Source organism: Xanthomonas vasicola (assembly GCF_000772705.2).
GTDB lineage: Bacteria > Pseudomonadota > Gammaproteobacteria > Xanthomonadales > Xanthomonadaceae > Xanthomonas > Xanthomonas vasicola.
Genome location: NZ_JSBW02000014.1, coordinates 1 through 20,232, shown reverse-complemented (window position 1 = coordinate 20,232; position 20,232 = coordinate 1). Strand labels below are relative to the sequence as shown.

General features: G+C 64.2%; 24 protein-coding genes and 1 pseudogene. 10 read left to right on the top strand and 15 right to left on the bottom strand.

Annotation, left to right across the window (positions count from 1 at the left end; translation table 11 throughout):
• Window positions 1-46: 46 nt before the first annotated feature.
• Window positions 47-1,780: an ArnT family glycosyltransferase gene (locus tag NX05_RS03045; protein ID WP_039437381.1), complete on the bottom strand. Its 1,734-nt coding sequence runs from the start codon at window positions 1,778-1,780 to the stop codon at window positions 47-49.
• A 218-nt stretch (window positions 1,781-1,998) separates the two neighbouring features.
• On the opposite strand from NX05_RS03045, the gene NX05_RS03040 reads away from it, so the two are divergent.
• Window positions 1,999-2,715, top strand: coding sequence for a response regulator transcription factor (locus tag NX05_RS03040; protein WP_010379111.1), 717 nt, complete (start codon window positions 1,999-2,001; stop codon window positions 2,713-2,715).
• Entirely contained in the window at window positions 2,708-3,997 is a 1,290-nt protein-coding gene (locus NX05_RS03035) for a sensor histidine kinase (protein WP_039437378.1), read from the top strand. The genes NX05_RS03040 and NX05_RS03035 overlap by 8 nt, the downstream gene beginning before the upstream one ends.
• A gap of 153 nt (window positions 3,998-4,150) precedes the next feature.
• Here NX05_RS03035 and NX05_RS03030 read toward each other — a convergent pair whose 3' ends face one another.
• The 5 genes from NX05_RS03030 to NX05_RS03010 form a co-directional block, all read right to left on the bottom strand.
• Window positions 4,151-4,648, bottom strand: a complete 498-nt coding sequence (locus NX05_RS03030) for a hypothetical protein (protein WP_010371560.1) — start codon at window positions 4,646-4,648, stop codon at window positions 4,151-4,153.
• A 62-nt stretch (window positions 4,649-4,710) separates the two neighbouring features.
• The gene (gene minE, locus NX05_RS03025) at window positions 4,711-4,968 is read right to left on the bottom strand and encodes a cell division topological specificity factor MinE (protein ID WP_003484370.1); all 258 of its coding nucleotides are present in this window, start codon (window positions 4,966-4,968) and stop codon (window positions 4,711-4,713) included.
• A 2-nt stretch (window positions 4,969-4,970) separates the two neighbouring features.
• Window positions 4,971-5,780 (bottom strand): septum site-determining protein MinD, encoded by an 810-nt coding sequence (minD, locus tag NX05_RS03020; RefSeq protein WP_017118284.1) that lies wholly within the window; start codon window positions 5,778-5,780, stop codon window positions 4,971-4,973.
• A gap of 35 nt (window positions 5,781-5,815) precedes the next feature.
• The gene (minC, locus tag NX05_RS03015; protein WP_010371550.1) at window positions 5,816-6,562 is read right to left on the bottom strand and encodes a septum site-determining protein MinC; all 747 of its coding nucleotides are present in this window, start codon (window positions 6,560-6,562) and stop codon (window positions 5,816-5,818) included.
• A gap of 3 nt (window positions 6,563-6,565) precedes the next feature.
• Window positions 6,566-7,162, bottom strand: coding sequence for a GNAT family N-acetyltransferase (locus tag NX05_RS03010; RefSeq protein ID WP_039437373.1), 597 nt, complete (start codon window positions 7,160-7,162; stop codon window positions 6,566-6,568).
• A gap of 249 nt (window positions 7,163-7,411) precedes the next feature.
• On the opposite strand from NX05_RS03010, the gene NX05_RS03005 reads away from it, so the two are divergent.
• The 5 genes from NX05_RS03005 to NX05_RS02985 all read left to right on the top strand — a co-directional run bounded on the left by NX05_RS03005 (window position 7,412) and on the right by NX05_RS02985 (window position 11,868).
• Complete coding sequence (locus NX05_RS03005) at window positions 7,412-8,608, top strand: sensor histidine kinase (RefSeq protein WP_010371541.1); 1,197 nt, start codon at window positions 7,412-7,414, stop codon at window positions 8,606-8,608.
• Window positions 8,608-9,249, top strand: a complete 642-nt coding sequence (locus NX05_RS03000) for a response regulator (RefSeq protein ID WP_010371538.1) — start codon at window positions 8,608-8,610, stop codon at window positions 9,247-9,249. The genes NX05_RS03005 and NX05_RS03000 overlap by 1 nt, the downstream gene beginning before the upstream one ends.
• Window positions 9,250-9,580: 331 nt before the next feature.
• Window positions 9,581-10,762 carry a polyketide cyclase gene (locus tag NX05_RS02995; RefSeq protein ID WP_039437368.1) on the top strand — a complete coding sequence of 394 codons (1,182 nt, stop codon included), beginning with the start codon at window positions 9,581-9,583 and terminating at the stop codon, window positions 10,760-10,762.
• Window positions 10,763-10,843: 81 nt separating this feature from the next.
• On the top strand, window positions 10,844-11,230 hold the full coding sequence (locus NX05_RS02990) for a DUF423 domain-containing protein (RefSeq protein ID WP_039437603.1): 387 nt from the start codon (window positions 10,844-10,846) through the stop codon (window positions 11,228-11,230).
• Between the two features lie 2 nt (window positions 11,231-11,232).
• Window positions 11,233-11,868 (top strand): DNA-3-methyladenine glycosylase family protein, encoded by a 636-nt coding sequence (locus NX05_RS02985; RefSeq protein WP_039437366.1) that lies wholly within the window; start codon window positions 11,233-11,235, stop codon window positions 11,866-11,868.
• Between the two features lie 65 nt (window positions 11,869-11,933).
• Here the strand turns inward: NX05_RS02985 and NX05_RS02980 are convergent, their stop codons facing one another.
• From NX05_RS02980 to NX05_RS02960, 6 genes are all read right to left on the bottom strand, one after another.
• Window positions 11,934-12,731 (bottom strand): M15 family metallopeptidase, encoded by a 798-nt coding sequence (locus tag NX05_RS02980; RefSeq protein WP_039437363.1) that lies wholly within the window; start codon window positions 12,729-12,731, stop codon window positions 11,934-11,936.
• A 15-nt stretch (window positions 12,732-12,746) separates the two neighbouring features.
• Window positions 12,747-13,250, bottom strand: coding sequence for a PH domain-containing protein (locus NX05_RS02975; protein WP_230597782.1), 504 nt, complete (start codon window positions 13,248-13,250; stop codon window positions 12,747-12,749).
• A gap of 103 nt (window positions 13,251-13,353) precedes the next feature.
• Window positions 13,354-13,530, bottom strand: a complete 177-nt coding sequence (locus NX05_RS24335) for a hypothetical protein (protein WP_173568300.1) — start codon at window positions 13,528-13,530, stop codon at window positions 13,354-13,356.
• Window positions 13,527-13,706, bottom strand: coding sequence for a type II toxin-antitoxin system antitoxin (locus tag NX05_RS02970; RefSeq protein WP_039437358.1), 180 nt, complete (start codon window positions 13,704-13,706; stop codon window positions 13,527-13,529). Before NX05_RS02970 ends, NX05_RS24335 begins: the two co-directional genes overlap by 4 nt.
• Complete coding sequence (locus NX05_RS02965) at window positions 13,703-13,987, bottom strand: hypothetical protein (protein WP_039437356.1); 285 nt, start codon at window positions 13,985-13,987, stop codon at window positions 13,703-13,705. Before NX05_RS02965 ends, NX05_RS02970 begins: the two co-directional genes overlap by 4 nt.
• 9 nt (window positions 13,988-13,996) lie before the next feature.
• Window positions 13,997-14,866: an SPFH domain-containing protein gene (locus tag NX05_RS02960; protein WP_010371510.1), complete on the bottom strand. Its 870-nt coding sequence runs from the start codon at window positions 14,864-14,866 to the stop codon at window positions 13,997-13,999.
• 128 nt (window positions 14,867-14,994) lie between these two features.
• Between NX05_RS02960 and purT the strand changes: the two genes are divergently transcribed.
• Window positions 14,995-16,197, top strand: coding sequence for a formate-dependent phosphoribosylglycinamide formyltransferase (purT, locus tag NX05_RS02955; protein WP_017112719.1), 1,203 nt, complete (start codon window positions 14,995-14,997; stop codon window positions 16,195-16,197).
• A gap of 132 nt (window positions 16,198-16,329) precedes the next feature.
• Here the strand turns inward: purT and NX05_RS02950 are convergent, their stop codons facing one another.
• Genes NX05_RS02950 through NX05_RS02940 form a run of 3 tightly spaced genes read right to left on the bottom strand, consistent with a single transcriptional unit; the run spans window position 16,330 to window position 19,042 of the window.
• A complete protein-coding gene (locus NX05_RS02950) occupies window positions 16,330-16,812 on the bottom strand; it encodes an XVIPCD domain-containing protein (protein WP_227254336.1) in 483 nt (160 codons plus the stop codon).
• Between the two features lie 30 nt (window positions 16,813-16,842).
• Window positions 16,843-18,174, bottom strand: coding sequence for an endonuclease/exonuclease/phosphatase family protein (locus NX05_RS02945; RefSeq protein ID WP_010371500.1), 1,332 nt, complete (start codon window positions 18,172-18,174; stop codon window positions 16,843-16,845).
• Window positions 18,128-19,042, bottom strand: coding sequence for an arginyltransferase (locus NX05_RS02940; RefSeq protein WP_017112721.1), 915 nt, complete (start codon window positions 19,040-19,042; stop codon window positions 18,128-18,130). Before NX05_RS02940 ends, NX05_RS02945 begins: the two co-directional genes overlap by 47 nt.
• A 39-nt stretch (window positions 19,043-19,081) precedes the next feature.
• Between NX05_RS02940 and NX05_RS02935 the strand changes: the two genes are divergently transcribed.
• Both NX05_RS02935 and NX05_RS02930 read left to right on the top strand, forming a co-directional pair.
• On the top strand, window positions 19,082-19,681 hold the full coding sequence (locus NX05_RS02935) for an EF-hand domain-containing protein (RefSeq protein ID WP_010379153.1): 600 nt from the start codon (window positions 19,082-19,084) through the stop codon (window positions 19,679-19,681).
• Between the two features lie 117 nt (window positions 19,682-19,798).
• Window positions 19,799-20,232, top strand: a pseudogene (locus tag NX05_RS02930) (transposase family protein); the annotation flags it as partial.

The window sequence follows — 20,232 nt, the reverse complement described above, 5'->3', positions numbered from 1 at the left end:
AGCGGTCGGACCGGGGTTGCTCGGCCGTTAACCCGGCACCAAGCATTCAGTCTGCATCGCCTTCGCTACCGGTTTGTTCGGCGTCGGACGCAGTGGAGATGCAACCGGCATGCCATGCCGTGCCCGGCAGCAATTCCCATTGGTTGCGATTGGACTCGCCGATATCGATGCGTTGCGCCGGATCGATACATGCCGGTACCGCTTCTTTGAGCACGAACAGCCAGCGGGTGTGCGGCGATTGCGCGAGCCACGGGCCGGCCTTGGCCCATTGGTCCCTCCAGCTCGCCTTGAAGCCGAAGTCGGTGACCGGACGATCGGCCTGCAGCAGGTTCTGTTCGCGCCAGGCCAGCATGCCCAGTTCTGCGTCCGGGCCGATGCGCTGGCCCACCCGCTGCATCAACCGTGCGGACGAACTGTACGGATCCAGCGCCGGCATCAAGCCCAGGCCATACACCGTCCACAACGCGGCGGTCATCACCACTAATGCGGTGCCAGCGCGTTTGCCGCGCGACCATGCAGTGGCGGCCAGGCCGACCGCGCCCAGGCCGATCAACCAAATGCCCACGGACTGCAGCGAGGCGAGCTCCATGCCGCGCTTCACTGCGGTGTTTTCGGCCCAGTACAGATGCAGCGCAATGCCGGCGCCCAGCGCGAAACCGGCGACGGCAAGCAGCAGCACATACCCGGTCAGCAGCATTCGCACGCCGCGCCGGCGCAACAGCCCGGCCAGCAATGGCGCCGCGGCAATGCACAGCGCCGGCAGCATCGGGAAGATGTAGACCTCTCGCTTGCCCGGGCTGGCGCTGAAGAACAGCAGCACCAACACGCTCCAGGCAAGCAGCAGCAGATAGCGGGGGTCGCCGCGCCGTAGCCGCCGCCACCAGGCCGGCAGCAACCACGGTAACAACAGGCAGCCCGGCAACCACAACGTGGCGATCACCTGCAGGTAGTACCAGGTCGGTTTGACGTGATGCCAGGCGTGCGCATAGCGCGTGCCGGTCTGCTTGAACAACAGCTCGTGCGCGTAGGCATGCAGCTGTGGGTTGTCGCTGTGCAGCAGTGCAATACACAGCGGCCCCAACCACACCGCGGTGCCTGCCACGAAGGCCGGCAGCACCAGCAACCAGCTACGTGCTGCCTGCGCACGCGCCGGCAGCACGCTCACGTGTGTGGGTCGCAGCGCCATCCACGGCAGCAACAGCAGCAGCGGCAGAAAGCCGACGCCCTTGGTCACCGTGCCGACACCCGCGGCAAACAGGCCCAGCGTCCAGGCGCGCCAGTCCGGCCCGCGCAGCAGGTGTCGCAACATTCCCCACAACGACAGGGTAGTCAGCGCCACCAGCACCATATCGATCTGCGCGCGCTTGGCCATCAGGCCGAACTGCAGCACCGTGAACAAGGCCAGCACCGCATAGGCCGCCATGCGCCGATTCCACAGCCGGCACGCGATATCCCAGGTCAGCCACAACGTGGCCAGCGCGGCCAGCAGCGACGGCAGCAGGAAGGCCACCGGCCAGTGCGGTATCACCGCGTAGGTCGCAGCCTGCAACCACATGAACACCGGTGGCTTTTCAGCGTACAACTCGCTGCCACGGTGCGGCAACAGCCACTGACCGGTCTCGACCATGGTGCGCGCAGCCAGCACGAAGCGCGGTTCGTCTGGCGGGTTGGGCTGGCGCATGCCAAGGCCGGCCAGCAGGCTGACGAGAATCAAAAGCAGTGCGGCCAGCAGCGCGCGCTGGCGGGATGGGGAAGCAGAGATGGCAGGCGACACGCGCACGCCCTGAGTAAATGCGGGCAGACACTATCTGGCAAGTGGGTCGGAAATTTGTCGGAACAAAGTGCGCCGCATCGAAGTGGGCAGCGCAGGCATCGCAGTTGTGCGGGGGATTGGAGCGCAACCGATTGGAAGGCCGCACCGGCGATACCGGCTGTGTTTGGCTGGCCTCGGTTAGGATGCGCACACTGTGCCTGCCTGGCCGCCCTGGAACCCCGCTCATGCGGCTGCTGGTCATTGAAGACAACCGCAATATGGTTGCCAACCTGTTCGAGTACTTCGAAGCGCGCGGACATACCCTGGACGCCGCGCCCGATGGCATCACCGGCCTGCACCTGGCCACCACCCAGCACTACGATGCGCTGATCCTGGACTGGATGATGCCGCGCATGGACGGGCCGGAAGTGCTGCGCCGCCTACGCGAACAGCACCAATCCGAGTTGCCGGTGATCATGCTCACCGCGCGCGATGAACTGCCGGACAAGATCGCCGGCTTTCGCGCTGGCGCCGACGACTACCTGACCAAACCGTTCGCGCTACCCGAGCTGGAAGTGCGCATCGAAGCCTTGTTGGCGCGCGCACATGGCCGTCGGCGCGGCAAGCTGCTGCAAGTGGCCGACCTGCGCCTGGACCTGGCCACGCTGGAAGCCACCCGCGCCGGCCAGGTGCTGCATCTGTACCCGGCCTGCCGCAAGTTGCTGGAAGTGCTGATGCAGGACAGCCCGGCGGCGGTGACGCGGCAACGCCTGGAGCAATCGCTGTGGGGCGACGACCCGCCCGACGGCGACATGCTGCGTTCGCACATCTACGAGCTACGCCGCAGCGTTGATGGCCCGTTCGCAGAAAAACTGATCCACACCTTGCCCCGGCTCGGCTACCGGCTGGCGCAGCTGGATGCGGCCGAAGCGCCTGGCGCAGGCGACAGCAGCGATGTCTAAGCAGCGTCCCCTGGGTCGCCGCGTGCTGGTGTGGTTGTTCGGCTACACGCTATTGATGACGCTGGCGGTGTTCGGTACCGCGCAGTACCTGCACGAACGTGCCGAACACGGCGTGTGGCGCTCACTGCTGAATTCCGAACTGGACAGCATTCTCGAGCGCAGCGTGCAGAATCCGGATTACCACTGGCAGGATTCGGACACCTTGCGGCTGTACCGCATCGACGACGTCGCGCGCACACCGCCGGTATTGCGCAGCCTGCATCCAGGCTTGCACGACGGCCTGGAAATCGCCGGCCGCCAGAGTGCGGTGATGGTGCGCGACACCGCGCATGCCGGGCGCCTAGCGCTGGTGCTGGACATCTCCGACTTCGAAGCACTGGAAAAATTCCTGACCCGCTGGATGCTGGCCGCTGGTATCGCGCTGATTGGCATCACCTTGTTGATGGGCACCTACGCGATGGCCCGGTTGGTGCGCCCGCTGGTGGAACTGGCACGCGACATCGGCGCATTACGTCCGGGGCAACGCGCGCAGCAGATTGCGGTCGGGCCGCAGGGCAGCGCCGAGCTTTATGTGATTGCCGATGCGCTCAACAATTATCTCGAGCGCAATAGCCAGTTTGTGGACCGCGAGCGCGCCTTCATCGACAGCACCAGCCACGAATTACGCACGCCCATCGCGGTAATCGGCAATGCGGTGGAGTTGGCGCTGGAGCAGCCCGGTACGCCGCCGGTAGTACGCCATCAGTTGCAGCGCATCGGGCAGACCAGTGCCTCGGTCGAACAGTTGATCACTTTGCTGCTGGTGCTGGCCAAGGACCCGAGCCGGCTGGTGCGCAGCAGCGACTCGTTGCGGCTGGACCAGCTGCTGCCGGATATCGTGACCGACCACACGCACCTGTGCGCCGACAAGGATCTGCAGCTGATCGTGGACCCGCTGCCGCCGTGCAGCCTGGTTGCGCCGGTTGCCATCGTGCAGACCGCCATCGGCAACCTGCTGCGCAACGCCATCGAAAACAGCGACCGCGGCATCATTCGCATCTCGCTATCTGCGCCCGGCGTGGTGCGCATTGCCGACCCGGGCCACGGCATGGCGCCGGAAGAGATCAGCGCCATCTACATGCGCTTGGCACGCGGCAACGCACGCCAGGGCAGTGGCATCGGGCTGGAATTGATCGGGCGGCTATGCGAACACCTCGGCTGGCATCTGCAGCTGGATTCCAACGCAGGGCAGGGCACGGTGGCGACGCTGGATCTGTCCGGCGCCACCGCAGCGGTTCACTAAAGCGCCCCAAAAACCGACTGAGCTCACCGCCGGGCGACCGGTGCTCGGCGCGGTATGTACCACGCGTCCACGACAATCCCTGCGCGCGCTTTCGGCACCTGCCTAACGATTGCGCGCGACGATTTGGTTGCTGCTCCAGCGCTCAGCGCAGGATCAGGCCGGCAACAAGCCGCGCGCGTGCAACCAGCTGCGCGCATTCTCCGCGTCCTGCTCGAACCAGGCGCGCGTGGAGCCCAGCCGATATGTATAGCCCCAGCTGTCCATGTCGGCCATCAGGCGCGCGCTGCCCACGCCGGGCAACTGCTCTGCCAGCAGGATCTGCAGGTAACAGGTCGCGTCTTCTTCCTCCACCGAATCGGTGGCGTCTGTATGGACCGCGGCGCGTTTTTCCGCGGGCAGCACGATCAAGTGCCCCGCTTCGTGCAGGAGCGAATGCACCGGCGTGTCGTCGCGCACATACACATCGCAGCCGATGATGCCGGCTTCCGGTTCGCCCCAGAAACTGCCAGGAATCGCCGCGCCCGATTCCACACGGTGCAGGCGCAAGCCATAGCGCGCGAGCAGCGCGGCGGGTGCGTCCAGGCCGATATCGGCCACGCACAGAACATCGGCAGCGGTGGGTGTTGCAGTGGGGGTGGTGGTCACGCGCAATCGCTCGCGGTCGGGTCACATGCAACAACGGCACCGTGCGAACGCGGTGCCGTTGTTTGCGCTTACTTGTCGCCGTCTTCCGGCAAGGCGACCGAGATATCCAGCACGTCGTGTTCGCCATCCTTGACCAGATCCACACGTACCGCATCTGCATCGATGTTGACGTATTTCTTGATCACTTCCAGCAATTCGCGCTGCATCAGCGGCAGGTAATCCGGCCCGCCGCGGTGGTTGCGCTCCTGCGCAATGATGATCTGCAGGCGGTTCTTGGCCGTCTCGGCGGTGTTCTTCTTGCTCTTGAGAAAATCGAGCAGGCCCATGCTTACCCTCCGAACAGCTTGCTGAAGAAGCCTTTCTTCTCCACGGATGTGAATCGCATCGGGCGCTCCTCGCCCATGATGCGGGCGACTGCGTCTTCATACGCCTGGCCGGCGGGTGACTCGCCATCCAGGATCACCGGTTCGCCCTTGTTGGAGGCATTGAGCACGTCGCCGGATTCGGGAATCACACCGATCGCCTTCAGCCCCAGCACTTCTTCCACGTCGGTGATGCTGAGCATCTCGCCGCCTTCCACGCGACCCGGGCTGTAGCGGGTCAGCAGCAGGAACGCCGGCACGCTCTTGCCTTCTTCGGCCTTGCGGGTCTTGGAATCGAGCAGGCCGATGATGCGGTCCGAGTCGCGCACCGACGACACTTCCGGGTTGACCACCACCACTGCGCGGTCGGCAAAATACATCGACAGGAACGCGCCTTTTTCGATACCGGCCGGCGAATCGCAGACGATGTAGTCGAAGCCGTCGGCGGCCAGTTCCTTGAGCACCTTCTCAACGCCGTCCTGGGTCAGCGCGTCCTTGTCGCGGGTTTGCGAGGCAGCCAACACGTACAGGTTGTCGAAGCGCTTGTCCTTGATCAGCGACTGCTTGAGCGTTGCTTCGCCGTGCACAACGTTGACGAAGTCGTACACCACGCGCCGCTCGCAGCCCATGATCAGGTCCAGGTTGCGCAGGCCGACGTCGAAGTCGATGACCGCAACTTTCTTGCCGCGCTTTGCCAGCCCGCAGGCCAGGCTTGCGCTGGTGGTGGTCTTGCCGACGCCGCCCTTGCCGGAGGTGACTACGATGATTTCAGCCAAAGGATTTCTCCGAATATTTCTGTGGTTGGGCCGCGTCAATCAAGCGCAGCGATCTTGATCTGATCCTGCTCCAGCCAGACCTGGACGGCCTTGCCACGCAGGTCCATGGGAACATCGTCCAGCACCTTGTAGTGGCCAGCGATGGCGACCAGTTCGGCGTGGAAGTCGCGGCAAAAGATGCGCGCGTCAGGGTTGCCCTGCGCGCCGGCCAGAGCGCGGCCACGCAGGGTACCGTAGATATGGATGCTGCCGTCGGCGATGACCTCGGCCCCGGCACCCACCGTACTGAGTACGGTCAGGTCGCAGTTCTCCGCATACAGTTGCTGGCCCGAACGCACCGCGGTGCGCTGCATCCGGCCAGGGGCAGGACGCGCGGCCGGCGGTGCCTGTTCGGCACGTGCAGGCGGCGGTGGAGGCGGTGGCGGGCTCACCGCGGCCGACTCGTACTGGGCGCGGAATTTGGCCAGCAACGGCACACCCAACTGCTGGGACAGCAGGTCGATCTCGCTGGTGCCATAGGCCAGCGCCACCGGCAGCACGCCGGCCTCGCGCAGACCGTCCAACAGCGCCTTGGCCGTCGCCAGGTCCGGCACCTGCGACAGCCCGCCGAAATCCAGGATCACCGCGGCGCGGCCGAACAACTTGGGTGCGCGGCTCACGCGCTCGCGCATTTCCTGCACCAGCCGCGGCACGTCCAGCGTGCGCACGCGCAGGTTGGCGATGCCCACCTGGCCGATCTTCAGTTCGCCGGCCTGTTCAAAATCCACATTCACACTTGCCACTACTCAGCTCCCCGTCGATGGGTTGGTGGTGGCGGCATGACGCGGCCGGCCCACCCACGGCAAGTCTTCGGGCAACTTGCCGCCATAGGTCTCTTTGACCCACGGATAGCTGCACATGTCTTTCATCAGCATGCTGGCGCGCACTTCCACATCGGCCATGGTGTTCTGGCCAACCTCGCGGAAGCCGAAGCTGCCATGGAACAGCAAGGCCGCGTCGGCGCCGTGGTCCAGGAACACCTCACAGGCCAACTGCGGGTAACGCAGCTCGGTGTAGCTCTGCACATCGGCATAGAACGCCCGCCCGACGCCACCACCGCGGCGGCGGCTGGCGACCACGATGCGGTCGATGTAGAAGAATTCCGGATGACGGTCCCGGAACCAGGCGAAATTGCTGCTGTCGTGGGCACTGCCACTTCCGAACCCAACCAGAAACCCGGCCAGGTTGCCGTCGCGCTCTGCGACGCGGAAATATTCGGCCTGCTCATAGAAACGTTGCAGTTTGGCTGAATCCAGCGGCAGGATCGCCAATCCGGCATTGTTGTTCAGGGCCAGGACGGAATCGAGCTCGTGCTCGCGCACGTCGCGGATGACGATCGACATTGGGACTCCGTGAGGTAACGCGTCGACCCGAAATCGGATCTGCGTCGGATTATTACATGCGTGGCCTGAAGCGGCGACCCGGCGCACGCGATCTGCCCGGCGCGTGGCATGCGAACGCGGGCATCGCCACGTCAGCAGCACCGCCGCTGCTGCTGCTCCTATATCCATTGACCGTACCCGCAAGCACCAGCCCGCATGCATGACTTCCGGCAAGAGGGCAGCGCGGTCGCTTACGCCTAAGATGCGGACATGTTGGGATACCTCAGTCATACGCGCGTCCTGCGCTTCGCCGGCCTGTTCACCTGGGCGATGATCGTCATGCCGTTGGTGTACACGTACTGGCCGCCGGCCGAAGAGGGCGACCACCGCAGCGTGGCCGAGGCGGTCATGATGTCGGCATTCTTCATCGGCTTTGGCGCCAGCTACTTCTGGTTGACCCGCGGCTTGAACAGCGGAGGGCACGCGCACTGGTACGACCGGCTGATCCTGTTGCTGCTCACCATCTGCGCACTGGCGGTGAGCTACTTGAGCGGAACCGGGCTCGGCAGCATCCTGATGATGGTCGCCGCCGGGGTGATCCCGTGGCTGCTGCCGCTGCGCGTGGGCGTGCTATGGCTGGTGCTGAGCCAGCTGGCGGTGCTGCCGGTGTTCTACTACCTGCGTCCGGACTTCACTCTGTTTGCGGCGTTGATGCAGTCGCTGTTGTACGGCGGCTTTTCGATGTTCATCTTCGTCACCAGCCTGGTGGCCCGCCAGCAGACCGATGCGCGCGAAGAGCAGCGCCGGCTCAACGCCGAACTGCGCGCCACCCGCGCGCTGCTGGCCGAGAGCGCGCGCGTCAACGAGCGCACCCGCATCTCGCGCGAGCTGCACGACCTGCTCGGCCACCACCTCACTGCGCTCAGTCTCAACCTGGAAGTGGCAGGCCACATCACCGAGGGCCAGGCCCAGGAGCACGTGCGCCAGGCGCACACGCTGGCCAAACTGTTGCTTACCGATGTGCGCGAGGCGGTCAGCCATCTGCGCGACAGCGGCGCCATCGATCTGGAGGCGGCGCTGCGCCCGCTGGTCACCCAGGTGCCGTCGCTGGATATCCACCTGGATATCGCCCAGCCGCTGACCCTGGACGACCCCGAGCGCGCCCACGTGCTGCTGCGCTGTACCCAGGAAATCATCACCAATGCGGTGCGCCATGCCGGCGCGCGCAACCTGTGGATCCAGGTACGCCGCGATGCCGATACGGTGCTGATCGACGCCCGTGACGACGGCCACGGCGCCGCTGCGGTCGCGCCCGGCAACGGGCTGCGCGGCATGCGCGAGCGGCTGAACCAGTATGGTGGGCAGCTCGAGATTCAAACCCGGCGGGGTGACGGCTTCGGCCTGCGCATCGCTGTTCCAGGCGCGCCGGCACTGATGCCTGCGGCCGTGACCCAAGGAGTGTTGTGATGATCCGTGTGTGCCTGGTCGACGATCAAACCCTGGTGCGCCAGGGGATCCGCTCGCTGTTGGCGCTGGACGACGGGATCGAAGTGGTGGCCGAGGCCTCCGACGGCAAGCAGGCGGTGGAGCAGATTCCGCAGATCCAGCCGGACGTGGTGCTGATGGACATGCGCATGCCGGTGATGTCCGGCCTGGAAGCGCTGCAGATGCTCTCGCGTAACGGCACGCTGCCGCCGACGATCATCCTGACCACCTTCGACGACGACCAATTGGTGCTGGCCGGGCTCAAGGCCGGCGCCAAGGGCTATCTGCTCAAGGACGTCTCGCTGGAACAGCTGGTCGGCGCCATCCGCACCGTGGCCGACGGCGGCTCGCTGGTGCAGCCGGCAGTGACCCAGCGCCTGCTCTCGGGCCTGGAACACATGCGTAACGAGTTCGTCAGCCTGGATCGGCCGGATCCGCTCACCGACCGCGAGACCGAGATCCTGCGGCTGATGGCGAGCGGCTTTTCTAACAAGGAAATCGCCAATTCGCTGGGCGTGGCCGAAGGCACGATCAAGAATCACGTCTCCAACATCCTCTCCAAGCTCGGCGTACGCGACCGCACCCGCGCGGTGCTGAAGGCGTTCGAGTTGCAGTTGGTCTGAGGTCGGCGCGGCGCGTGCCTGCGGCCGGGCAGGGATTCGCATTCAGGGCACCGCGGCCCCGTCAACGCCGCGCTATGGGGCCGTGCAATGCCGTACGGCAACCGCAACATCACACACACGCAGCGCGCGATGTGCATGATAGCGGCGCGCAATCGCCCAAACCCTTGTGCAGGTTGGGATTGCGCATCCCCCACGCGTCGTGTTGCGCGGTGACTGACACCGCAAGACCGCGCTACCCGTCGCACAACTGAACATCTGTCTCGAAGCCTGCTAGGATGGTGGCTTCGCTTCACTCAACCCGGCCGTGGGATCGGCCCCGGAGACCTCCTGAATGACCCGTATTATCGAGTTCCTGATCGCCTTGGGGATCGTGGCTGGCTTGTTTGTCGTGGTGGGCTTGGTGTTGCCCTCGGAGCGGCAGATGTCCGAGAGTGTTGAGACCAACCGCAGAATGACGATTGTTTACGACACCGTGAACAGCTTCCGTCGTTTCAAGGATTGGAACCCGCTCGTGCTGCGTGACCCGAAGATCCAGCTGAAGCTGGCCGGCCCGGAAGAGGGCAAGGGTGCACGCGTCGAATACAGCTCCACCGAGGGCTATATCGGCAAGGGCAGCTGGGAGATCACCAACAGCGTCAAGAACGAGCGTGTTGAGATCGCGATCGACGATCCCACCAAGGGCTACGACAAGGTCACCAATTTCACCCTGGTGCCGACCGGCAAGAACAACAAGAATGTCAAAATCACCCAGGACTACAGCGTCAAGTACGGCTGGAACCTGTTCGGTCGTTACGCCGGCTTGTACGTCAGCCGCCACGTGGGCGACGACCTGAAGCTGGGTCTGTCGCGTCTGGCGACCGCACTGGCCACTGTTCCGAACTTCGACTACCGCGCTGAGCTTGACGGCAAGCCGGTGTTGAGCGATCTCAAGATCGTCGATGTGCCGGCCGAGGACCTGTTGGTCGTCACCGCGGGCAACATCGATCGTGACAACGAGACGATCAAGAAGTCGATCAAGGACAACCAGGAGTGGATAAAGCGCGTGATGGATTCTAACGGCCTTGAGGCTGCTGGTCCGGTTCGCATCGTGACCACCGACTTCGCCTCCGACAAGTACGCGTTCGACGTCGTGCAGCCGGTGCGCAAGCGTGCTGGTGGCGCGCCGAAGACCGACGCCAAGGCAGACACCGCCAAGGCCAACGCTAAGAAAGACGACGCTGCTGCCGCGGCACCGGTCGATGCAACGCCAGTGGCTGCAACGGGCGACGAGCTGAAGCTCAATATCCCGTCCGAAGCACCGGTGAAGTACCAGCGCGTTCCGGCTCACCGTTCGGCATTTGCGACCTATGCAGGTCACATGGCAGGTCTGGACGCAGTGCGTAACTCGCTGCGTGCATGGGCTGCGACCAGCGGCATGGATGTGACCGATCGTCCGTACGAAGCTTGGAAGGGCGGTGTGGACAAGTCGTTCACCCAGGACGGTACGTACGACGTCTACTGGGCCATCAAGTAATCGTCTCACCACGATGACGTGATCCAGACCAAAAACGCGCCGCAGTCCTGCGGCGCGTTTTTTTTGCGCTACGGTGCTGTCATGGAAGTTGCCTGCATGTCTTTGCTCGATCGTCGTAGGAAATACCCTTCGCTGCTGGCGTTTTGCGGCGGCCTGCTGGCTGCCATAGCGGTCGGTCTGTCGGCCTACGCTTCGCACGGCGTGACTGATGCACTGGTGCAGTCGCGACTGCAGCTTGCATCGCTGTATGCGTTCGGCCATGGCGCAGTGCTGACCGTGCTGGGTTCTGCCGAAACGCGTGTGCTCGGCCGGATAGGTTTGTATCTGCTATTGCTGGGCACCTTGCTGTTCGCCGGTAGCCTGGTCGGCGGCGCGTTGCTGCATTGGCCGACCAGCTTGGCGCCGATTGGCGGCGGCAGCCTGATGCTGGGCTGGGTGGTGTTGGCCATCGGCGCCTTGAGGCGCTGAGCATGCCGCGCCACGCCCGCGGATTCGATGTGGAGGCTGCGTTCGCACATCTTGCTCGGCGCGACCGCGCGTTGGGCGCGTGGATGAAGCGCATCGGCCGGATCGCACCGCAGCCGGGATGGCGCAAGCCGTTCGACCCGGTGGATGCGCTGGCACGCGCCATCCTGTTTCAGCAACTCAGCGGCAAGGCGGCATCCACCATCGTGGCGCGGGTGGAAGTGGCGATCGGCGCGCAGCGCCTGCATGCCTGCGGCGTCTCAGGCAATAAGGCGCTGGCCCTGCGCGATCTGGCACGGCGCGAAAGCGCAGGCGAGATTCCCTCGCTACGCAGGCTCGCTTTCATGGACGACAACGCTATCGTCGATGCCCTGGTGCCAGTGCGCGGCATTGGTCGTTGGACGGTGGAAATGATGCTGATGTTCCGCCTGGGCCGCCCCGATCTGCTGCCCATCGACGACCTGGGCGTGCGCAAAGGTGCGCAGCGCGTGGACAAGCAGGAGCAAATGCCGACTCCCAAGGAACTGGCCGTCCGCGGCGAACGCTGGGGCCCATATCGCACCTACGCCGCGTTTTATCTGTGGCAGATCGCCGACTTCAGCGTGGAGACCAAAGTGCCGACACCGCGCTCGCAGGAGTAGCGCACTTGCAAGCATGGCCGACGCGACGATCGGTCGTGTCGTATGGCGCATGAGGTACGGCCGGCTTACGTCGCCGACCAACGCCAGTGCCAAGGCTCGTAAACGATGCCATGCGGGTTGTTGCGTGGATAACTCAGGCGGTAGCCGAACGCGTGCGCATTGCCGCACAACCAGGCGAATGCAGGCGTGGTTTCGAAGGATTCCTCGGCAGGCGGTTCGCCCGGTGTGCCGATGTCCAGCGCGTTGCCGCTGTGATGTTCGCTGAAACCTGGTGCTGCGTTGACCGCCAGAATCTGCTCCAGGGTGAGCCCGCGCGCGAACTTGCGCTCGAAGATGCCCAGTTGGTAATCGTGGCTGCGGTAGCCTGAAATCGTATCGAGCACGATGTCTGCGCGCAACGCAGCCGCACGCATTTGTCGCCATGCGCGCGCAGCGCCGGCACTCAGCCACAGCGGCCGACCGAAGCGATCGCGCCCGGCAAACTGCAGTGCAGCCGGTTCGGCGATCAGTTGCAGGCCGGTCTGTTGCGTGTAGGTGTCGGCTGCAAGCCCTAGCTGCGCCAGACGGCGCTGCAATCCATCGATTGCAAGTACGCCGTCGTGTGCCTGGCCAATGCGACCAGCGGCGGTGTCCAGCCGATCCAGCGCTTCGTCCAGTCCAGGCTCACGTGCCAGCCGTGGAATCAGCGGAATGATGCCCTGCGGTAGCTGCGCTGCCAGATATCGCCCATCGCGTTTGCGTCGCAATAACCAATCAGCCTTCGCGAGCACGCGTGCGTCGGCATTGCTGCGCGCATGCATCAGGGCGGCAGGCAATAGCTCGATGGCGGTGGTGTTGAGCAGCAGGGTCGAGTTCGTGTGCATCACAGCAGGGTAGGGCTAAGCATGGCTTACGGCCAGCTGTCGTAGATCCTCGAGCAATTGGCGCGGCTGCTCAGGACTGAGCACCACCAAGCCGTTTTCCCGCAATGGCAAAATCAGGACCCGTGTCGACTGGGTCAGCAGATAAAAGCCTCTATTTGCCGATTTGCTACGGTAATACCCCGACTTGAATCCGGGATAGCCGAAACCGCACAGCTGTAGGCCAGGCTTGAAGCCAGTGTGTTCGGCAAGATCGGCAATGCGTGCGTTGTCCAGGTGTATTGCGCGCAGTGGCACGCGCCTGGTGAAAAATGTCGAGCGCACGATCAGGCTGTTATGGTCCAGCCGGATACTGCGCCGCGTATGCGCAAGGGTACACACCACTGCCGCCGTCAACAGGATGCCCAGGTTTGCAATGAGTGTGCCGGGGTGGCTATGGCTGTCTGCGTGTACGGCGCCGATAACGCCGGCGACTGTCAACAGCGGCAGCCACAGCCAGACTACCAAGCCCCAGCGCGTCACCGGAGCAACGGCATAGTCGCGCTTGGGCGGACGTACGCGTTGCCCCGTACGCGCCTCCGGCGCAATGGGGCTGCCGTGGGATTGGCCAGATCGCGCCACCATCTCACACCTCCTTTAACGCAGGCAACGCAACACATAGTGGTTTCTGCATGGCGACGTTGAGCTGCTTCCGACCCTGGCCAAACCGCGTATTCGATTGGGCTTGGGTTTCACTCGGCGCAATGTTGACGATAAATGACGGTTTCAGCTCAATGGCTAGGGGGGTCGACCGCTTGTTCATGTCGATGATTCCTTATCGTCTTGCGGCTTCGACAGCCGCCCGGCCTTGCGCAGTGCATCGCGCAGCACGTATTCGATCTGCGCATTGAGACTGCGCAATTCGTCGTCGGCCCAGCGCTGCGCGGCGGCCAACACATCGGCGTTGATACGCAGCGGGTAGGCCTTTTTTTCGCTCATTCGCCGTCTCTGCGGCTGCCGTGCCGGCGCAGGTGCATCACCATCGACACGATCAGCACGTTGACGCCGATGATCATGCCGATCACCACCGCATAGATGCCGGCACGGTTGTCGCCAGCCCAGTACAGGCACGCGGCGCCGACCAGGATCACCAGGCTGATCAGCGCCCAGCGCAGGCCCAGGCCGCGTGCGCGGTCGTCATCGTCCGCACCAATGGACGCGGCGATCGCCAGCGCGGGCAAGCCGGAAAGCGCAACCACCAGGGGCACCATGACATTCATCGATTCGCCTCAATACAACGAGCCGGCGTTGACCACCGGTTGGGTACCACGATCAGAACACAACACGGTGAGCAGGTTGCTGACCATATGCGCCTTGCGCTCTTCGTCCAACTGCACCACGCCATTTTTCTGCAATTCGGACAGCGCCATTTCGACCATGCCCACCGCACCGGCGACGATGCGCGAGCGTGCGGCAATCACGGCATTGGCCTGCTGACGCTGCAGCATGGCCTGGGCGATTTCCGGCGCGTAGGCAAGGTGGCTGATGCGCGCCTCGATCACGTCCACGCCAGCCTGGGTCAGGCGCTCGTCCAGATGTCGCTTGAGCTGCTCGCTGATCTCGGCCGGATGACTGCGCAGCGAGATCTGCTCGTCCTCATGCTGGTCGTACGGATAGCTGGTGGCCATCGCGCGCAGCGCCGCTTCGGATTGGATATGCACGAAGCTCTCGTAGTCGTCGACGTTGTAGACCGCTTCGGAGGCATCCAGCACCTGCCACACGATCACCGCGGCAATCTCGATCGGGCTGCCATCCAGCTCGTTGACCTTGAGTCGTCCGCTTTCGAAATTGCGCACGCGCTGGCTGACGCGCCGCTTGGCGTAGAACGGCACATTCCAGCGCAGGCCGGCGTCCTTGACCGTGCCGACGTACTTGCCGAACAGGCTCAAGACCGCGGCCTGGTTGGGCTCCAGCGTGTACATGCCGGCCAGCATGAAAATGCACGCCGCCGCGACCAGCACTGCGGCGATGAACGCGGCCGGCGTGACGCTGGTGTTGGCCATCATCGTCAACACGTACCAGGCCGCGCCGATGAGGCCGGCGCCTGCGACGAGGACGACGGGAATGCCGGGTAACGAGCCGATCGGCTTCTCTTTCATGAGGGCGAGTCCTTTAGTGAAGTCATAAAAAAGATATCAATATGATATCAGCCAAGCAACAGCCGTTCGTCGGGCGTCGGCCTTAGCAGCCGTTAGAATGGCGGCCCCCCTCGTTCTGGACTGCGCCCATGACCACCCTCGGCACCCCGCTATCGCCTTCCGCCACCCGCGTGTTGTTGCTGGGCTCGGGCGAACTGGGCAAGGAAGTGGCGATTGAGCTGCAGCGTTTCGGCGTGGAAGTGATCGCGGCCGATCGCTACGCCAATGCCCCGGCGATGCAGGTGGCACACCGCTCGCATGTGCTGGACATGCTCGACCCCGCCGCACTACGTGCGCTGATCGCCAGCGAGCGTCCGCATTTGATCGTGCCGGAGATCGAAGCGATCCATACCGAAACCCTGTTAGCGCTGGAGCGCGAGCAGGGCCAGAAGGTCATCCCGACTGCGCGTGCCGCGCGCCTGACCATGGACCGCGAAGGCATCCGTCGCCTGGCCGCCGAAACACTGGGTCTGCCGACCTCGCCGTATCGCTTCGTCGACACCGCCGCCGAATACCGCGAGGCGATTGCGGCAGTGGGCTTGCCGTGCGTGGTCAAGCCGGTGATGTCGTCGTCGGGCAAAGGCCAGAGCACCTTGCGTAGCGAAGCCGATATCGATGCGGCGTGGGAGTACGCGCAAACCGGTGGGCGTGCCGGTGCTGGCCGCTGCATCGTCGAAGGCTTCATCGATTTCGATTACGAAATTACCTTGCTCACCGTGCGGCACGCCGGCGGCACTTCGTATTGCGACCCCATCGGCCACTGGCAGCAGGACGGCGACTACCGCGAAAGCTGGCAGCCGCAGCCGATGTCTGCCGGTGCATTGCGCCGCTCGCAGGAGATCGCCAAGGCCATCACCGACGATCTCGGCGGCTGGGGCCTGTTCGGCGTGGAATTGTTCGTCAAGGGCGACGAGGTGTGGTTCAGCGAAGTCTCGCCTCGCCCGCACGACACCGGTCTGGTCACACTGGTCTCGCAGGAGTTAAGCGAATTCGCGTTGCACGCCCGCGCCATTCTCGGCCTGCCGGTGGGCGCGGAAGATGGCGGCGTGATTCGTCAGAGCGGCCCCTCCGCATCCTGCGCGTTGCTGGCGCATGGCAACGGCGTGCCTGTGTTCGACAACGTGGCCGATGCGCTGCGCGACCCGGACACCGCACTACGCCTGTTCGGCAAACCCCGTGTGGACGGCCATCGTCGCGTCGGCGTCACCCTGGCACGCGCGGACAACATTGATGCTGCACGCGAGAAGGCGCGCGTTGCGGCGGCTGCGCTGACGATTCAGCTGCAGGCCTGAGTTTCCTGTCGACTCGCATTGGTGCAGTCGAAAGATTGCTGCACCGTAGACCTGGTTTGCTGGCTCTGAAAAGTCAGTTGGTAGCTAACAGGCGAGGCGCCAGGGAATGAACTCCCGACGACTCTCGCCCGGTCAGCTCATGGTTCGAGCTGCTGGAGCCTGCGTTTGTTCCTGTTGCAGGTTCCGTTGCTGCTCTGCCTGCACGCGCTCGGCTGCAGCCTGCGTCCATGCCTGACTGCTCTGCTTCAGCGTTGTATTGAGTGCGACGACCGTATCGACATGGGCGCGCAACTGGTCGTGCGATCCAGCCAAGTAAGGATTGTTCTGCACAGCAAATGCACGCGAGGCATCGTCGCTCAGTCTCACTTCGTCTATGCGTTCTATTCCCATCTTGCAGGATTGCACCGCCAGGCAGCCCGCAAGATTGGCGCTGCGCGCATCCGTTTGCCGTCCATGTTCGCGATCCAGGGTCTGTACGTGATCCTGCGCCTGTGTAAACAGTTGGTAGCCTGGATGCGTGGGGTCCTTCAACGATGGCGCGTGCCGCTCTTCGCTGAGAATGTGCTGCTGCAACGACCTTTGTGCCGGAAGCGGGTTCCGAATTTCCTTGTTCAACGCGCACGTGCGGAGGCTCGGGACGCTTTCTTAGTTGCCAGCCACATCCACCCACACCGCATGATGGTCGCTGCCATCGGCAATCGCCGCTTCCGGTGCGTGGTTGGCCGGCCAGAAAATGCCGCTGCCGATCAGGGTGAATTGGCGCGACGGCAGCACGTAGTCCAGGCGCATGGTGCCGGCTTGCGGGCCGAAGTCGCCGGTCACTTGATGCGGGTCGCCGCTGTGAGCGATGCCCAGCGTGGCGTATTCGGCGGTTTTCTCCGGGCCGCCCTCGCTGCGTGGGGTGGGGTATTGAAGGACGCGCGGGTGCTCGATCAACGCGCGGATCGCGTCATGCCGGCCGGCGCCATCGACCGGGTCGTTGTTGAGATCACCGAGGATGACGAAGCGCGCATCGCCAGCCAAGCCGCCGCAGCTGCCTTTGTCGTCGCAGAGCCAGCGTTGGCTCTCGGGGGCGTTGTCCAGATACGCGCGCCACAGCTGCAGTTCGTCGTGGTTGCGCGCGGCGTTGCGCTTTTCGGCACCGTCAAACACCGGCGGGGTGGGGTGTGACACCAGCGCATGCACCACACCCAATGGCGTGCGCACCGGCACATCCCAATGCGATTTGGACGACAGCCGTAGTTGTGCCCAGATGGCATCGCTGTAGTACGACGTCTTGGTGGCCGGATCGATCGGCCGCACTGCACCGGGCAGCGCGCTCCACTTCAGCAACTGGAAACTACGCACTGCCTGCTCGTCGATCGGGTAACGCGACAACAACAGCATGCCGTACTGGCCGGGGTGCAACCCGTAGCCCCATGCATCGTTGCCACGTGCGCGCCCTTCGCCGCCGATGCTGCCGTTCTTGTCCAGATCCAGACCACTCGGCATGCCGGTATTAACCTGTGCCAGATAGCGGTACGGATAATGCAACGCCTCGCCGCCGCCCGGCTGGGCCACCTGCAGATAGCGGTGCTGGAACAGATCGGCAGCGCGGTGTTCCGGGTCGAAGTCGAACTCGTTAAGCAGCACCAGATCTGGCCGCACGCGCTGCAGTACCGCAGCGATCTTGCGCGCATGCGCGCTATCGCCCTGCAGCTTGCGGATCAGGCCGCCAGCCTCGTCCGAATACAGCGAGGTGTTATAGGTGGCGATGCGCAGCTGGGCCGCAGCGGGCCGGGAGGCGAGGGTGTCGGTGTGCATCTTGGGCGACGGCGCGCGGTGAGCGCAGGACGCGCACAAGGCGGTCAGCGCAAGCAGCAGGAGAGGTTTGATCATCGCCGGATTCTCGCATGTGCGATGCGACATGCCGATGTCGCAATCCGGCGGTTCAACCGACCGATGCGTGTGCCGGCAAGCCGCGCCAGTGGCGGCCATCGTAGGCTTCCAGTGCACTGAAACGGCGCTTGTAGTTCATCTTCGCGTGGCCATCGATCCAGTACCCCAGATAGACATGTGCGCGGCGCTCGCGCTGCGCCCACTGGATCTGCTGCAGGATCGCGAATGTGCCTAGGCTGCGCGCAGCTGCCTCCGGCGCGTAGAACGTGTAGACCGCCGATAGCGCATGCGCGGTGACATCGGTCACCGCGACAGCCAGCAGCCGGCCAGGCAAATGCGCGATGGCTGGTTCGCGGATCTCCAGAAAGCGCCCATGCGACCAACCGCCGATCAGGAACTGGTCGAACTCGGTGGCGCCATGCTCGTCCATGCCGCCGCCGGGATGCCGGTGCTTTAGGTACTGGCGATAAAGCGCCAGTTGTTCGTCGGTGCGCTCGGCGGCCACCACGCGGACGACCAGATCTTGATTACGCGCCAGGCAACGGCGTTGACTGCGGTCGGGATGAAACGCATCCACCGCGATGCGTACTGGCACACAGGCACGGCACCGTTCGCAGTGTGGCCGGTAGACCAGATCGCCGGAGCGACGGAAGCCCCAGGCCAGTGCTTGCGGATAAATAGCACCCAGGCGCGGATCGTGCGGATCCAGCACCAGATCGCGCGCTTGCCGGTCGGACCAATAGCCACAGGCATGCTCGCCGGTCTGGAACAGGCGCAGGTCGTCGTGGGTGTCTGCATGGATGGCCATGGCCGAAGGATAGCGCCTGCGCGTCGCAGCAGCGGCGACTATCCGCCGGATGAATACGCCCGGCCCGGACGTCAACGCGCGCATCGGTGGCTCGTTGATGTGGGTGTTGGTGGCAGCGCACGGATGATCCGCACGCACCACCCACGCGATGCGGCCCAATGCAGGTGCCGCGTGGTTACCATCTCTCAGGAGTGTCTCATGACGTCACGCAAACCTTTCCTCGCCCTGGCCGTGCTGGCCGCGCTGTCCACCGGCGCCGCGTTCGCCGCCACCGTGCCGGCTTCCGGCGATGCGGCGCGTCCTGCCAAGCTCGACAAGAACGGCGATGGCGTGATTGACCGCAGCGAGGCGGCTGCAGATCCGGCCCTGGCTGCCCAGTTCGATACGCTGGACACCAACAAGGACGGCAAGCTGTCGCGCGACGAGCGTCCGCATCATCGTGGTCCTGGCCGTGATGGACGCGGCGGACCTGGCGAATGGATGGCCAAGCTCGATACCAACAAGGACGGCCGTATCAGCCGCGAAGAAGCCAAAGCCGACCCGAAGTTCGCCGCGCGCTTCGACCAGATGGATCTCAACAAGGACGGCTTCGTTGACCGTACCGACCGCGAACTGCGCATGCAGCAGCATCGCGATGCATGGTTCGCCAAGGCCGACACCGACAAGGACGGCAAGCTGAGCAAGGCCGAGTTCGATGCTGCGTCCAAGTGGCGTGGCGGGCACGGACCGGGTGGAATGGAGGGGCGCGGCGACTATGGCAAGCCTGCGCCAGCAACCGCACCTGCGACCAATCGCTGAGGTCTCGCTGACCGCGGCGCTCGTGGTTCACCCGCGAGCGCCGTTCGGGTGACTGGTTTAGGTGTTTGATCCCAGGATTTGATGGTGCACCATTTTCCATCGGGTGGAAGGGGCACTATGGGACAGGTTATACACGGGAGCGCCACTACGACAGAAGCGATCCGTCGAGCGATACAACAGAGTCAAGAGCGCCTGAGAGCGCTTTCCAAGCGTTACGGCATCCATCAAAAGACGGTGGCGAAGTGGAAGAAGCGGACCTCGGTTGCCGATTTTGCCAACCGGGCCGACGCAGCCGTGGCCCACCGTGTTGTCCGTTGCGGAAAAGGCGGCGATTGTCGCTTTCCGCAAGCACACCTTGCTGCCGCTGGACGACTGTCTCTACGCACTGCAGCCAAGCATTCCCCATCTGACGCGCTCATCGTTACACCGTTGCCTGCAGCGCCATGGCATCTCGCGGCTACCCGACATCACGGGCGACAAGGCCGCGAAGAAGCGGTTTAAAAGCTATCCGATTGGCTACTTTCATATCGACATTGCAGAAGTACAAACAG